Genomic DNA, 14,891 nt, shown 5'->3' with positions numbered 1-14,891 from the left:
ACAGCTCAGCCGCGCGCCAGGCGCTCCACCACCGCACGGTAGCGTGCGGCGATGCCGGCTTCGTCGTGATGATGGAAATCGCGCACCACCCAGCGGCCGCCGCACATCACATGGCGCACCAGCGGCGTGTTGCCGGCGAACAGGAAGCTGTCCAGCAGCGAGCGCGTGTCGCGTGCCGCGAGCAGCGGCGATGCCTCGTCCAGCACCAGCAGGTCGGCGCGCGCGGCGGCGTTCAAGCCGCCGACGGGCAGGCCGGCCGCGCGTGCGCCGCCGTGCAGCGCGGCGCGCCACAAGGTCTCGCCGACGCTGTCGCCTTCGCGCCGCGCCGCGATATTGCGGTGGCGCGTGGACAGGCGCTGGCCGTATTCCAGCCAGCGCAGTTCTTCCACCGGCGAGATCGAGATATGCGAATCCGAACCGACGCCGAGCACGCCCTTGGCGTCGAGATAATCGCCCAGCGGAAACAGGCCGTCGCCGAGATTCGCTTCCGTGGTCGGGCACAGGCCCGCCACCGCGCCGCTGCGCGCCAACCGCGAGGTTTCGTGGCCGGTCAAGTGGGTGGCATGCACCAGGGTCCAGCGCGCGTCCACCGGCGCATGGTCGAGCAGCCATTCCACCGGGCGCGCGCCGCGCGTGGCGAGGCAGTCCTGCACTTCGCCGATCTGCTCGGCGATGTGGATATGGATGGGCAGGTCCTGCGCGATGTTTGTAGCGAGCAGGCCGCGCATGGCTTCTTCCGGCACCGCGCGCAGCGAATGCAGCGCGATGCCGATGCGCAGGCCGTCGCCTTCGTGGCGGCGCAGGGCTTCGAGCATCTTCACGTAAGAAGACAAGTCGTTGCCGAAGCGCCGCTGCCGCGGACTGAGTGGGCGCCCGTCGAAACCGCCGGTCATATACAGCACCGGCAGCAAGGTCAGCGCGATGCCGGTTTCGCGCGCCGCTTCGATCAGCGCCAGCGACATCGCCTCGGCTTGCGCATACGGCGTACCGTCGGGCTGGTGATGCAGATAGTGGAATTCGCAGACCTGCGTATAGCCGGCCTTGAGCATTTCCACGTACAGCTGCGCGGCGATCGCCTTCAGTTCCTCCGGACCGATCGCGGCGGCGAAGGCATACATGGTCTCGCGCCAGGTCCAGAAACTGTCGTCGCTGCGCCCCTTGCGCTCGGCCAGGCCGGCCATGGCGCGCTGGAACGCGTGCGAATGCAGGTTGGGCATGCCCGGCAGCACCCAGGTGCCGAGCCGTTCGGCCTCGCCCCCACCATGCTCACCGAGGGGCGGCGCGACATGGCCGGTGGCATCCACCGCGAAGGCGCCGTCGGCGCTCCAGCCATCGGCCAGCCACAGCTGGTCGGCGCTGTAAGTACGGGTGGCATCGCTCATCGACAAGGCTCCGGCTGCGTTGCGCGGAGTGTAACCGGCCCTGCACGGATGGCTACGGCATAATGCGCGGCATGGCCAAGAAGAATGAACACACTCCCAAGCTGCTGGTGCGCCAGGCGCAGCCGGCCGACGTTCCTGCCCTGGTCGCGCTGACCGGCCGCGTCTATACGCCCGAGTGGGGGCATTCGGCCGAGATGCTGCGTTCGCAGCAGACGCACTTCCCCGAAGGGCAGTTCGTGGTCGAGTACGAAGGGCGCATCGTCGGTTATTGCGCCACCTTCCGCATCGACGAGGCCAGCGCGCTGGCGCCGCATACCTGGATGCAGATCACCGGCGGCGGCATGGGCTCGCGCCACAAGCCGGACGGCAACTGGCTGTACGGCATGGAAGTGGTGGTGCATCCGGATTACCGCGGCATGCGCATCGGCCAGCGCCTGTACCAGGCGCGCAAGCGGCTGTGCACCGACCTGAAGCTGCGCGGCATCGTGTTCGGCGGCCGCGTGCCGGGCCTGGCCCGCACCATCCAGCGCTACGGCAGCGCCGAGGCCTACGTGCAGGCGGTGGTGGAAGGCAAGCGGCGCGACCCCACGCTCAGCTTCCAGCTGTCCAACGATTTCCAGGTGATCGGCGTGCTGCGCGGCTACGTGCCGTCGGATTACGAATCGCTGGGCTACGCCGCGCATCTGGTATGGCGCAACCCGCAGTTGCTGAACCAGCCGGACGTGCCGTCGATTCCCTCGCCGCAGCGCCTGCCCGATTCGGTGCGCGTGGCGTCGGTGCAGTATCTGCAGCGGCGCATCCAGTCGTTCGAGGAATTCGCCACCCAGGTGGAATACTTCACCGATATCGCGGCGGACTACAGCGCGGATTTCGTCACCTTCCCCGAGCTGATCACCCTGCAGCTGCTGTCGATCGAGAACGCCGAACTGTCGCCGGTGGAGTCGATCCGCAAGCTCAGCCAGTACACGCCGCAGGTGAAGGAACTCTTCAGCCGGCTGGCGGTGCACTACAACATCAACATCATCGCCGGCTCGCATCCCACCGAGCAGCCGAACGGCGACATCCACAACGTCTGCTACGTGTGCCTGCGCGACGGCTCGATCCACGAGCAGGAAAAACTGCACCCCACGCCCAGCGAACGCACCGTGTGGAACATCACCGGCGGCGACAGCGCGGCCACCATCCAGACCGACTGCGGCCCGATCGGCGTGATGATCTGCTACGACTCCGAATTCCCGGAAGTGGCGCGCCACCTCACCGACCAGGGCGCGCTGATCCTGTTCGTACCGTTCTGCACCGACGTGCGCGAAGGCTACCTGCGCGTGCGCTACTGCTCGCAGGCGCGCGCGATCGAGAACCAGTGCTACGTGGTGCTGTCCGGCAACGTCGGCAACCTGCCGGGCGTGAACAACTTCGACATCCAGTACGGCCAGAGCTGCATCCTCACGCCCAGCGACTTCCCGTTCGCGCGCGACGGCATCGCCGCCGACTCCACGCCCAACATCGAAACCGTGCTGTTCGCCGACCTGCGCCTGGAAAGCCTGGCCCGCGCGCGCAACGCCGGCGCGGTGCAGAACCTCAAGGACCGCCGCTTCGACCTGTACGAAACGCGCTGGACCACCAAGCGCGACGGCAAATCATGAGCGAACCGGACACCGGAACGCCGGCCGGCCGGCTGCGGCGGCTGGCCGGTTCGGATCTGTTCTCGCCGGTGCATTGGCGCCGGCGGGTGCTGTTCTGGAGCGGCGCGGTCATCGTCGGCCTGGCCGCGGTCGGTTTTGCCCAGGCGGCCGACTACGCCTTCGGCCTGTTCCATCGCATGCTCGAGCACAGCCGCTGGTGGGCCTTCCTGGTCACGCCGTCGATGTTCGCCGTACTGGCCTGGCTGACCTCCGGCGCGCTCAAGCCCACGCGCGGCTCGGGCATTCCGCAAGCCATCGCGGCACTGAAGGTGGAAGACGAAGGCTTCCGCAGCGGCCTGCTGTCGCTGCGCGTGGCGCTGGGCAAGATGGCGCTCACCCTGGCCGCCTTGCTCGGCGGCGCCTCGGTGGGGCGCGAAGGCCCCACGGTGCACGTCGGCGCCGGCCTGCTGTATTCGCTGGGCCGGCGCTTCGGCTTTGCCGACGCGGCCGCGGCGGGGCGCTTCATCCTGGCCGGTTCCGCCGCGGGCCTGGCTGCCGCCTTCAACACGCCGCTGGCCGGCGTGGTGTTCGCCATCGAGGAAATGAGCGGCGCGTTCGAGCACCGCATGAGCGGCATCCTGCTGACCGCGGTGATCATCGCGGGCGTGGTGTCGCTGGGCATCCTCGGCAACTACGCGTACTTCGGCCGCCTCGACATCGGCTTGCCGCTCGGCCGCGCCTGGTGGGCGGTGCTAGCCACCGGCGTCGGCTGCGGCCTGGCGGGCGGGCTGTTCGCGCGCCTGATCCTGCCGCACGACCAAGGTGTACGCGGCGCGATGGGCCGCCTGCGCGCACGCCATCCGGTGCTGTTCGCCGCGGCCTGCGGCCTCGCCCTGGTGCTGCTCAGCCAGCTCACGCAGACCGGGCTTTACGGCACCGGCTATGCGCAGGCCCGCGCCATCCTGGAAGGACACCACGACACCGTGAGCGCATTCGGCGCGCTGAAATTCCTGGGCAATATCGCTTCCTACTGGGCCGGCATTCCCGGCGGCATCTTTTCGCCCGCGCTGGCGGTGGGCGCCGGACTCGGCCAGAACATCGCCGCGCTGCTGCCCGGCGCGGACATGTCGGCAGTGGTGCTGCTGGCGATGGCGGCGTATCTGTCCGGCGTGACGCAGGCGCCGCTCACCGCTACCGTGATCTCGATGGAGCTGACCGCCAACCAGCAGATGGCGCTGCCGATCATGGCTACCTGCCTGCTGGCGCGCGCGGCTTCCTCGCTGCTGTGCCGCAAGCCGGTGTACCGCGCTCTGGCCGAGCGGCTGATCGAAGGCTATGAGCAGGAGCTGGCGCGGCGCGACACGCCGCCTGCTGCCAGCGACAACAACGCGGCGCTGGTGGAAGATCCCGCCACGCCCACGCCACCCGAACCACGCGAGACACCATGAACACGCAAGCCTGGGACCTGTTGCTGACCGGCGCCACGCTCGCCACGTTCGAAGGCGCGCAGCCCTATGGACTGATCGAGGACGGCGCCATCGCCGTGGCCGGCGGACGCATCGCCTGGATCGGCCCGCGTGCGCGGTTGCCGGCCGATGCGCCGAAGCGTGCAGCGCACGTCGAAGAACTCGACGGCGCGCTGGTCACGCCCGGCCTGATCGACTGCCACACGCACCTGGTGTTCGGCGGCGACCGCGCGCACGAGTTCGATCTGCGCCTCAACGGCGCCAGCTATGAGGAAATTGCGCGCGCCGGCGGCGGTATCGCTTCGACGGTGAAGGCGACGCGCGAGGCCGGCGAAGACGGCTTGTTCGCGCAGGCACTGCCGCGTGCGCGTGCGCTGCTTGCCGATGGCGTCACCACCATCGAGATCAAATCCGGCTACGGGCTGGAACTCGAAAGCGAGCGGCGCATGCTGCGCGTGGCGCGCCGGCTCGGCGAAGCACTGGGCATCACCGTGCGCACCACCTTCCTCGGCCTGCACGCGCTGCCGCCGGAATACCAGCAGGACCGCGACGCGTACGTCGAGCTGGTGTGCGACCGCATGCTGCCCGCGCTGGCGGAGGAAGGGCTGGTCGATGCGGTGGACGCGTTCTGCGAAGGCATCGGCTTCACCCGCGAGGAGACGCGCCGCGTGTTCGAGCGCGCTCGCTCGCTGGGCCTGCCGGTGAAGCTGCATGCCGAGCAGCTGTCCAATCTGGAAGGCGCGGCGCTGGTGGCCGAATACGGCGGGCTTTCCGCCGACCATCTGGAATACCTGAGCGAAGACGGCGCGCGCGCGATGGCGGCGAAGGGCACGGTGGCGGTGCTGCTGCCGGGTGCGTTCTACGCGCTGCGCGAAACGAAACTGCCGCCGGTCGCCGCGCTGCGCGAGCACGGCGTGGCGATGGCGGTGGCGACGGACTGCAATCCCGGCACCTCGCCGCTGCTGTCGCTGCGCATGGCGGCCGGGATGGCCTGCACGCTGTTCCGGCTGACGCCGGAAGAAGCCTTGCGTGGCATCACGGTGAACGCGGCGCGTGCCTTGGGTCTCGATGATCGTGGCACGCTGGCGGTGGGCAAGCGCGCGGATCTCGCCATGTGGGAGGCGAAGCGGCCGGCGGAGCTGTGCTACTGGATCGGCGGCGAGCTGGTGCGTGCGGTGTATCGCGGCGGACGGCAAGCCTGATACGCCACTGATTTTCAGAACACTCCGATCGCGTCTCCCGCTAGCCTTTGTCTGCGGTCCCACACGGAACGTGCGGGCGCATGCGGGAGGCGCGATGGTGGACTTCAGTCAGTTTTCGAATATGCGGTATGTCGGTTGCGTGCCGGTGCTTCCGGGCGCGGATGGCGCTCGCTCGACGGCATGGGCATCTCTGCTCGATCCCTCGCTGCGTGAAGGCTGGTGCGTGCGCGTATCGATGAGCCATGCGGTGGAGTCATCGCTGGACGCTGCACCGGTCATGGATAGTGACATTCTTCCGCTCATCGCCCGCCTCGAAGCGATGGCGGCGGTCATCGCGCCGGGCACGCCCTTCCCGATGGAACGCGCGGCGGATTTTCCCGTTATCGAGCCCGGCGATTCGGCCCAGCTGCCGACCGCCCTGCTCGATGCCTGGCAAGCGGCCCTGCTCGAAGCCTGCGATGCGGGCCACGAGGAAGCACGCTGGCTGCTCGTCCAGGTGCTCGCCCTGCAGCTGGACCGGGCCGCCATGCCGCAGGTGCATGCGCTGCATCGCGTTGCGCAGGCGCATGCCTTGCGTGGCGAAGAGCAGGCGCAGGAAGACGCCAGGACGGAATGGCAGGCGCGGCGCATCGAGCTGGATCTGGCGCTGGCCAGGCGGCTGAGCGGCGCCTCGAGGCGCTTCGCGCTGCACGACATGGGCGCACGCCATGCCGCGGCGGTCGAGCAGGGTTCGGGTGTGGTGCTAAAGGCCTGGATCGAGGCGCTGCTCTACACGGCCGAGCAGCAGCTGGGCGATGTCGCACTCAGCAAGCTGACTGAAGCGATGCTCGCAGCCCAGCGGCTGTGCGCTGTGCCGGATATGGCCGATGCGGGAGAGTACCTGCTGGCACGTGTGCTGCTGCGCCTCGCGGGCTGCGAGCGCGGCGACATACGCCTGCAGATGCTGGCCGATGCGCAGCACCTGCTGGATGGGTTGTTTACGCGCACCTCAAGCGCGCGCGTCGCCATGGCGGTGGCGGAAGCCTCGCTGGAACACGGCCGCGCCGCCCCGGTCGAGTCGGCAAAGGAGATCTTTTCCCATGCCCTCGCCCACGCCTTCATCGCCGGCTGCGACCCGCGCTGGCAACAGGCCAGCCTGCGCTGCCGCCTCGCCATCCAGCTCGCTTATGAAGCCTTGCCGGAGATGTCGCCACAGGGTCACGTGGCGCTCGATCTGGCGCGCAAGCTGGAGCGCCAGCCGCTGCCGACGGCCGAAGCAGTCGAAGACATGACCCGCACCTTTATCCGCCATGGAGAATTCGCGCGCGCCTGCCGCCTGTGCGCAAAGGCGTGGCTGGCGGGCACCCGCTTCCACCGTTTGTCCTCGGCGTGGCGGCAGGCCGGCGCGGCATGGCGGAACCAGCTCGCCTCGGCCCGCGAGCAGGCCGATTGGCAGGAGAACGAACGCTACCGGCGCATCGCAGCCCAATGGCTATGAGCGCGCGCCGTTTGCCGCCCTCAAAGAAAAAGCCCCGCCGTAGCGGGGCTTTTCGACCGGAACCCGTCTCTGCTCGAGACAGGTCGGCGCTTCAGGCCGACTTCTTCTTCGGCGCGGCCTTCTTGGCGGCGGCCGGCTTGGTCACGGTCTCCTTGGCGCCCACCACGGCAGGCTGCGCGCCGTGCACGCGGGTGTTGCCGTAGCTGCCACGGTAGGTCTTGCCGCGACGGGTCTTGCGATCGCCCTTGCCCATGGGGAACTCCTTAGGTTAGTCGAGTGGGTGCATCGAGTTTGACTCGACGCAGGTTGAACGGCCGATCATCCTAGCAGTGGCCGCCCAAAGCGCAATAGGCGCCCGGGCGCGGCCCGGCAGGCTCAATCGCGGCGCTGGCCGGCGCAGCCGCGGGTGTGATCCGGGCAGGGGCCGGGGTCGATCTGCACCGTCACGTGCCGGATGCCGAAGCGCTCGCCAAGCACGCGGTTGATCGCCGCGATCGCCGTGGCGCCGTTGCCTTCGTCGTGCAGTTGCGCATGCACGGTGGCCATGCGCGAACCGGAAGCGAGCTGCCAGACGTGCAGATGATGCACATTGCTGATGGAGACATCCGACTCGCGCAAGGCGATTTCGATCTCGCCCGTATCCAGCCCTTCCGGCACGCCTTCCAGCAGGATGTGCGCGGAGCGGCGCAGCAGGCGCCAGGCGCTGTTGAGGATCAGCAGCGACACCAGCAGCGACAGCACCGGGTCGGCCCACAGCCAGTCCATCCAGCGCACCGCCAAGGCAGCGAGCACCGCGGCCACCGAACCGAGCAAGTCGCCCAGCACGTGCAGCGCCGCGCCGGCCACGTTTACGTCGTCGTGGTCATGGCCATGCAGGGTGCGCAGCACCACCAGGTTCACCACCAGGCCCACCAGCGCCACGATGAACATCACGCCGGAAAGAATCGGCGTCGGCGTGAACAGCCGCTCGATCGCCTCATAAGCAATGAAGGCCACCAGCGCGAACTGCGTCAGCGCATTGAGGAAACCCGCCAGCACTTCCACGCGGCCGTAGCCGTAGCTGCGCCGTGCATCCGCGGGGCGGCGCGCCATCCATGCGCCGAGCACCGCCAGCAGCAGCGCCAGCGCATCCACCAGCATATGGCCGGCGTCGGCCAGCAGGGCCAGTGAACCGGACCACAGGCCGCCGACCGCCTCGGCGATCATCATCAAGGTGGTGAGCACGAAGGCGAAGGCGAGCTTGCGCTCGCGGCCGTTCAAGCCGATGCCGGCGTGCGAATGATCGTGGCCGTGCGCGCCATGCTCGTGCGCGTGATCGGCATGATCGTGGGAATGGTCGTGCGTATGACTCATGCGCGAATGCTAGAAAGCGCGCTCGCCGTTACACAATCACGAGGCCGCATCAGTGCGCGCAGTCCACGCTGTGCACGTGCCCCTGCTCGCGGTCCGCGCGCAGGTTGATGAAATGCGCGGCCGCCACCAGCAGGCCGCCGCAGGTGACCAGCGCGCTGTGCACACCGACCGAATATCCCTCCGCCACGGTGACGCCGAGCACTAGCAAGGCAAGTCCCGGCAGCGCCAGGCGCAAAGGCAGCACGCGATGGTGGCGGCGATAGCCGCTGAGCAGGCTGACCAGCGCCAGCACGCAGGCGAACAGCACGAAAGCGCGCTCGAAACGGTGATCGGCCAGGAAGTCCAGGCCGAGCAGCGGCAGCAGCGCCAGCACGAACGGCAGCGCGGCGCAGTGGATCGCGCACAGGAACGACGCCATCGCACCGATGCGATCGGCAATGCGCCACCAACGGGTTTTGCTCTCCTGGTCCATCGGTCGACTCGTAAAAAAATGCGCCAAACGTGACTTCTTGCCTGGGCGATGGGAAGTGATGTTACTTTATAACATCCACGGAATCCACTCCCCAGGAACAACCCAGCATGCGCAAGACCATGATCGCCATCGCCCTCGCCGCCAGCCTGGCCGCCATCGCCCCGCCGCTGCAGGCGGCCGACGAAACCACGGATATCGCGGCGGACAAGGACAACCACAAGCCCAAGGCCAAGGATCTCGACGCGATCACCGTCAACGCCGTGCCCCTGGGCCAGCAAGCCGACCAGATCGTCGCCCCCGTGGCCGTGCTGGCCGGCTCGGCGCTGGACGAAGTGAAGGCCGGCACGCTGGGCGAGACAGTCTCCGCCATCCCCGGCGTGCAGACCACCGGCCTGGGCAAGGCGGTGGGCCGGCCGGTGATCCGCGGCATGGACGGCCCACGCGTGGCGGTGCTGGAGAACGGCCTCGGCTCGCAGGACGTGTCCAATATCAGTCAGGACCACGCCACCTCGGTCGAGCCCTTCCTGGCCGACCAGATCGAAGTGCTGAAAGGCCCGTCCACCCTACTCTACGGTTCCGGCGCCATCGGCGGCGTGGTCAACGTGGTCGACGGCCGCATTCCGATGGCCGCGCCGCAGAACGGCTTCAGCGGCCGCGCCGAAGGCCGCTACGACACCGGCACCGAGGGCAAGACCGGCGTGTTCCGCGCCGACGCCGGCAACCAGCAGTTCGCCCTGCACGTAGACGGCATGCGCCGCGACGACGGCAACTACGACATCCCCGGCGGCACCCAGGCCAACAGCCAGGTGAAGACCACCTCCGGCGCGGCCGGTGCCTCACTGCTGGGCGACTGGGGTTACTTCGGCCTCTCCGTGTCGCGCTATCTGGACAAGTACGGCAGCCCCGCCGAACCGGGCAATGCGGAAGAAGGCGAGCCGCCGGTGCACATTAAGCTCGAACAGACCCGCTACGACATGAAGGGCGGCTTCAACCAACCGCTGCCCGGCATCGCCAAGGCGGAAGTGAGCTTCGGCCACAACGACTACCAGCACGTGGAATACGAAGGCGAAGCCGCCGGTACTACGTTCAAGACCAAGGCCAACGAAGGCCGCCTGCTGTTCACCCACGAACCGCTGGCCGGCTGGGAAGGCGCCTTCGGCCTGCAGTACATCCATCGCGACTTCTCCGCCGTCGGCGAGGAGACCTTCGTGCCGCCCACCTCGACCAAAGCCTGGGGTTTGTTCCTCACCGAGCAGCGCCAGTTCGGCCCGCTCAAGCTGGAACTGGGCGCGCGCACCGACCGCCACACCGTCACGCCGGACGACCAGCCGCGCCGCAAGTTCTCTCCGTCGAGCTTCTCCGCCGGCGCATCGTGGCGTTTCACCGAACGGTGGCACCTAAGCCTCAACCTCGATCGCGCCCAGCGCGCGCCGGCCGAGGAAGAACTGTTCGCGCACGGCCCGCATGCCGCGTCCAACAGCTACGAAATCGGCGACGCCAACCTCAAGAAGGAAACTGCCAACCAGGCCGAACTCGCGCTGCACTATCACGGCGATTTCGTCGAAGGCAAAGTCGCCGTCTACAGCAACCGCTACCACGACTTCATTTATCTGGCCGACACCGGCGAAGTGGAAGACGGCATGCCGGTGCGCACCTGGTCGCAGCGCGATGCGAAGTTCCGCGGCGCCGAAGCCGAAGCCACCTTCCATCTGGCCCGCAATGCCAGCGGCGCCTGGGATTTCCGCGCCTACGGCGACACCGTGCGCGCGGATCTGGAACACGGCGGCGGCAACCTGCCGCGCATCCCGGCCGGGCGTCTCGGCGGCCAGCTGAGCTGGAGCCGCGACGACCTGCGCGCCAGCGTCGGCGCCGTGCGCTACTTCGCGCAGAACCGCACCGCCGCGTTCGAAACGCGCACCGCCGGCTACACCCTGGTGAATGCACATGCCGCATGGACCTTCCACAACGGCGAGCGCAGCCAGTGGGAAGCCTTCCTCGACGGCAGCAACCTCACCAACCGCAAGGGCCGTCTCGCCACGTCGCTGTTCAAGGACCAGGTCCTGCTGCCGGGACGCAGCGTGTCGATGGGCCTGCGCGCGTTCTTCTAAGCACCACCGCGTTCTCGGTCGCGCCAGCCCCTCCCCCCCTCGATGGCGTGGCCGAAACCAAGGGGCGCGATGCGCAATGCATCGCGCCCCGCCTTTTATCCGAGAGAGAAAACGGGCCTCAGCCCTTGCAGCAGTGCTTGCAGATGCCGTGCACTTCCAGCGTCTGCGCCTGCGGACGGAAGCCGAAGGCCTTGGCCTGCGCCTCGATCAGTTCGGCCACGCGCTCGTCGCACACTTCCTGCGCGCTCGAACACACGTCGCAGATCAGGAACGGCACCTGGTGCGCCTCCGCCGGATGGTGGCAGGACACGAAGGCGTTGATCGATTCCAGCTTGTGGATGAAGCCGTGCTCGAGCAGGAAGTCGAGCGCACGGTACACCGTGGGCGGCGCCGCATTGCCATGGCGCTCGCGCAGATGGTCGAGCAGGTCGTAGGCCTTCACCGGCTTGCCGGCGGCGGCCACCAGTTCCAGCACTTCCTTGCGCAGCGGGGTCAGGCGCAGCCCGCGTTCCTCGCTCGCGTTTTCCACCGCACGCACGAAGCCCTTGGCATCGTCGTGATGGTGGTGGTCGTGCGGCTTGTCGGTAGCGGAATGGCTCATGGGTTCACCTCGGGGCGGGATGATACACCGCCTCGGGTAAGAGCCCGTTCAGGGCCGCCGGCGCGGCAGCGGCGGCGGCAACAGCCGCCTGGGCCGCAGCAAGATCGCCACCCAGCCCAGCGGCCCCAGCACCGCCGCCCACACCACGCCTTCCCAGGTGCGCCCGCGCCACCAGCCCAGCAGCGCGCCGACCGCCACGAACACCAGCGACCACCAGAACATCGCCGCCCACGGCACCATCGCCATGAGGTTCCAGAAGATGTGCCAGCTCGCGTCCGGCGCATCCATGTCCACGCCCTGGGTGGCCCTGGCGAGCAGCTCGTCCACGGCGGCGTGCGCGCCTTAGCCGCGCGCCAGCGCGATGGCGTCGTCGATGCGCTTGAGCGCTTCCTCGCGCCCAGCCAGGAACACCGTGTGGTCGATCGACGGCGACACCTGGGTGCCGGTCATCGCCACGCGCAGCGGCTGGGCGATCTTGCCCATGCCCAGCTCGAGTTTTGCCGCGATCTGCTCCACCGCCTGGTGGATCGCCTCCGGCTTCCACTCGCTGGCGGCGAACAGCGCCCTGGCCTGCTCCAGCACCGCGATGGCGCTGTCGTTGCGCAGATGCTTGGCCACCGCCTTGTCGTCCCATTCGACGATCGGGCCGTACCAGATCTTCGCGCGCTCGGCCATTTCCTTCAGCGTCTGCACGCGGTCGCGCAGCGCCACGATCACGTCGGCCGGCGCCGGGCCATTGCTGTAGTCGATGCCGGCCAGCTGCAGCTGGTGCTCGAATTCCGGCGCGATCGCCTGCGGCTCGTCGGTCTTCAGGTAATGCTGGTTGAGCCAGGAAAGCTTGGTGACGTCGAAGCGCGAAGCGGCCTTGTTGACGTCGCCGATATCGAACAGCGCGATCATCTCCTGCTCGGAGAAGATCTCCTGATCGCCATGCGACCAGCCCAGGCGCACCAGGTAGTTGAGCAGCGCGTGCGGCAGGAAGCCGTCGTCGCGGTACTGCATGACGCTCACTGCGCCGTGGCGCTTGCTCAGCTTCTGGCCGTCGGGGCCGAGGATCATCGGCAGGTGCGCGAATTCCGGCACCGGCTTGTCCAGCGCCTTGTAGATGTTGATCTGGCGCGGCGTGTTATTGACGTGGTCGTCGCCGCGGATCACCTCGGTGATGCCCATGTCGATGTCGTCCACCACCACGGCGAAGTTGTAGGTCGGCCAGCCGTCGGAGCGGAAGATCACCAGGTCGTCGAGCTCGGCATTGGCCCACTCCACGCGGCCCTTCACCTTGTCGTCGAACACCACCGATCCTTCCAGCGGGTTCTTGAAGCGGATCACCCGGTTGGGATCGTCGCGCAGCGGCTCGTTGCGGTCGCGGTAATAGCCGTTGTAGCGCGGCTTCTCGCCGCGGGCCATGGCGGCCTCGCGCATCGCCTCGATCTCTTCCTTGCTCTCGTAGGCGTAGTACGCCTTGCCGGCCTTGAGCAGCTCGTCGGCTACCTGCTTGTAGCGCTCCAGGCGATGGGTCTGGTAGACCGGGCCCTCGTCGTGGACCAGGCCCAGCCAGCGCATGCCGTCCAGAATGGCCTGCACGGCCTCCTGCGTGGAACGCTCGCGGTCGGTATCCTCGATGCGCAGCACGAACTGGCCGCCGCGGCGGCGCGCTTCCAGCCAGCAATAAAGCGCGGTGCGGGCGCCGCCGATATGCAGGAAGCCGGTAGGACTGGGGGCGAAGCGGGTGCGGACGGTCATTGGATCTTCTTGGGGTATGGAGCGAAACGATGGATTTTAGCCGAATCGGCCGCCGGCACCGCGCCCTGCTGCCCGCCCAGCTGCTCGTCTTGTTGACTTGCTGCACCGGCGCGGCGCTGGCCGACGACGCTCCCGGCTTCGACCGCCCCGGCTGGGGCTTCGCCACCAACCCGCTGCACGCCGGCCAGTTCGCCTACGAACAAGGCCTGCCCGACTGGAGCCGCCAGCGCGACGCCGGCGCCAGCAGCGACCTGTCCATGTACGACAGCCTGCTGCGCCTGGGCCTGGGCGGCGGTACCGAACTGCAGCTCGGCGGCACGCCATACAACCGTTTGCGCCAGACCGGACAGCCCTCCGTGCACGGCCGCGGCGACACCACCCTCGGGCTGAAGTGGGTGCCGGTGATCGGCGACGTGTGGTCGTGGGGCCTGCTCGGCACCGCGGAATTCACCGACGGCGCACGCGCCTTCCGCAACGACCATCCCGCCTACACCTTGGGGTTCGACGCCACCCAGCAGACCGGTGGCAAGATCGCCTTCGGCTATTACGCGCAATGGCAGCGCAGCGGCGGCAAGGACAGCGTCCAGTTCGCGCCGAGCATCGGCTACCAGTTCAATCCGCAGTTCGGTGCGTATCTGGAAGCCATGGCCCAGCACGACGCAACCCAGGGCTTCGGCAGCGAAGCCGGCACCGGCCTGGCCTGGCAGCCGCTGGCCAATCTGCAGTTCGACAGCTGGGTGCGCCACCGCCTGGGCGGGCATGCGCCGACCTGGGAGGCCGGGCTCGGCGTGGCGATGTTTTTCGGGCGCTGACCCCGAACCTGTGGGTAGGTTGGGGTGAGCCGAAGGCGAACCCCAACGTTGCAGCACACGCATCGCACGAATGTTGGGGTTCGCCTTCGGCTCACCCCAACCTACGCCGGAGGTGTCAGCCGTTGCCTTACTTCACGTGCACGGTGATCTTCTTGGAGACCACCGCCGGATCGAACGGAATATGGTTCTCGTCCGCCAGCTCCAGCTGCAGCGTGTGCGTGCCGGGCTTGAGCTTCACCGTGGTCTCGGTCTGGCCATTGCCGAAGTGCAGGTGGTTCTCGTCCTTCGGAATCACCTGGCCGGCGGCCGGCAGGTCCTTCACGTCGACCAGCAGGTGGTGATGGCCGGTGCCGTCCTTCTTCACCCCGGCCGGGGCCACGCCCATGCCCTTGAGGCCGAATTCGACGGTGAATTCCTGGCCCACGGTGGCGCCGTCCTTCGGGCTGATGATGTAGACCTCGGCACCGGCGGGGGACTTGGTCACCGGCAGGCCGGGAGCGTCGGCGGCGATCGCGGCGGCGGCCGTCGAGGCCAGGGCCAGAGCGAACAGAATGCGCTTCATCGTGGGATCTCCTTGGCATGAAGGGGGACGGCCAGTGTAAGCGCATCGTCATGCGGAAAGCGCCCTACGAACTCTCAACTGGGAGTAGTCG

The 14,891-nt window shown here is 68.2% G+C and carries 14 protein-coding genes; 6 read left to right on the top strand and 8 right to left on the bottom strand.

The window, feature by feature from the left end:
- Positions 1-5: 5 nt before the first annotated feature.
- The gene (locus KK141_RS04515) at positions 6-1,382 is read right to left on the bottom strand and encodes a formimidoylglutamate deiminase (protein WP_214571597.1); all 1,377 of its coding nucleotides are present in this window, start codon (positions 1,380-1,382) and stop codon (positions 6-8) included.
- A gap of 71 nt (positions 1,383-1,453) precedes the next feature.
- Here KK141_RS04515 and KK141_RS04510 point away from each other — a divergent pair, with 71 nt between their 5' ends.
- From KK141_RS04510 to KK141_RS04495, 4 genes are read left to right on the top strand one after another with little or no spacing between them, the layout of a single operon-like run.
- Entirely contained in the window at positions 1,454-3,025 is a 1,572-nt protein-coding gene (locus tag KK141_RS04510) for a bifunctional GNAT family N-acetyltransferase/carbon-nitrogen hydrolase family protein (protein ID WP_214571598.1), read from the top strand.
- Positions 3,022-4,452 carry a chloride channel protein gene (locus KK141_RS04505; protein ID WP_214571599.1) on the top strand — a complete coding sequence of 477 codons (1,431 nt, stop codon included), beginning with the start codon at positions 3,022-3,024 and terminating at the stop codon, positions 4,450-4,452. The genes KK141_RS04510 and KK141_RS04505 overlap by 4 nt, the downstream gene beginning before the upstream one ends.
- Complete coding sequence (hutI, locus tag KK141_RS04500) at positions 4,449-5,672, top strand: imidazolonepropionase (protein ID WP_214571600.1); 1,224 nt, start codon at positions 4,449-4,451, stop codon at positions 5,670-5,672. The genes KK141_RS04505 and hutI overlap by 4 nt, the downstream gene beginning before the upstream one ends.
- Complete coding sequence (locus KK141_RS04495) at positions 5,641-7,149, top strand: hypothetical protein (protein ID WP_214571601.1); 1,509 nt, start codon at positions 5,641-5,643, stop codon at positions 7,147-7,149. Before hutI ends, KK141_RS04495 begins: the two co-directional genes overlap by 32 nt.
- A gap of 91 nt (positions 7,150-7,240) precedes the next feature.
- Here the strand turns inward: KK141_RS04495 and KK141_RS04490 are convergent, their stop codons facing one another.
- The 3 genes from KK141_RS04490 to KK141_RS04480 all read right to left on the bottom strand — a co-directional run bounded on the left by KK141_RS04490 (position 7,241) and on the right by KK141_RS04480 (position 8,974).
- Positions 7,241-7,402 carry a 30S ribosomal protein THX gene (locus KK141_RS04490; protein WP_090450405.1) on the bottom strand — a complete coding sequence of 54 codons (162 nt, stop codon included), beginning with the start codon at positions 7,400-7,402 and terminating at the stop codon, positions 7,241-7,243.
- A 122-nt stretch (positions 7,403-7,524) separates the two neighbouring features.
- A complete protein-coding gene (locus KK141_RS04485; protein WP_214571602.1) occupies positions 7,525-8,502 on the bottom strand; it encodes a cation diffusion facilitator family transporter in 978 nt (325 codons plus the stop codon).
- Positions 8,503-8,551: 49 nt separating this feature from the next.
- A complete protein-coding gene (locus KK141_RS04480; RefSeq protein ID WP_214571603.1) occupies positions 8,552-8,974 on the bottom strand; it encodes a MerC domain-containing protein in 423 nt (140 codons plus the stop codon).
- A 107-nt stretch (positions 8,975-9,081) separates the two neighbouring features.
- Between KK141_RS04480 and KK141_RS04475 the strand changes: the two genes are divergently transcribed.
- On the top strand, positions 9,082-11,082 hold the full coding sequence (locus tag KK141_RS04475) for a TonB-dependent receptor (protein WP_214571604.1): 2,001 nt from the start codon (positions 9,082-9,084) through the stop codon (positions 11,080-11,082).
- A gap of 118 nt (positions 11,083-11,200) precedes the next feature.
- On the opposite strand, the gene KK141_RS04470 is transcribed toward KK141_RS04475, so the two are convergent.
- From KK141_RS04470 to gltX, 3 genes are read right to left on the bottom strand one after another with little or no spacing between them, the layout of a single operon-like run.
- Entirely contained in the window at positions 11,201-11,683 is a 483-nt protein-coding gene (locus KK141_RS04470) for a transcriptional repressor (protein ID WP_214571605.1), read from the bottom strand.
- A 48-nt stretch (positions 11,684-11,731) separates the two neighbouring features.
- Complete coding sequence (locus KK141_RS04465) at positions 11,732-12,010, bottom strand: hypothetical protein (RefSeq protein WP_214571606.1); 279 nt, start codon at positions 12,008-12,010, stop codon at positions 11,732-11,734.
- A 15-nt stretch (positions 12,011-12,025) separates the two neighbouring features.
- Positions 12,026-13,426: a glutamate--tRNA ligase gene (gene gltX / locus KK141_RS04460; protein ID WP_214571607.1), complete on the bottom strand. Its 1,401-nt coding sequence runs from the start codon at positions 13,424-13,426 to the stop codon at positions 12,026-12,028.
- Between the two features lie 29 nt (positions 13,427-13,455).
- Between gltX and KK141_RS04455 the strand changes: the two genes are divergently transcribed.
- Complete coding sequence (locus tag KK141_RS04455) at positions 13,456-14,238, top strand: transporter (protein ID WP_214571608.1); 783 nt, start codon at positions 13,456-13,458, stop codon at positions 14,236-14,238.
- 127 nt (positions 14,239-14,365) lie between these two features.
- Here KK141_RS04455 and KK141_RS04450 read toward each other — a convergent pair whose 3' ends face one another.
- Positions 14,366-14,800, bottom strand: coding sequence for a DUF4399 domain-containing protein (locus KK141_RS04450; protein WP_214571609.1), 435 nt, complete (start codon positions 14,798-14,800; stop codon positions 14,366-14,368).
- Positions 14,801-14,891 lie beyond the last annotated feature (91 nt).

This window comes from Dyella sp. LX-66 (assembly GCF_018599165.1).
Classification (GTDB): domain Bacteria; phylum Pseudomonadota; class Gammaproteobacteria; order Xanthomonadales; family Rhodanobacteraceae; genus Dyella_D; species Dyella_D marensis.
The sequence above is the reverse complement of the archived record's forward strand: the minus strand, read 5'-3'. Positions and strand labels throughout refer to the sequence as shown.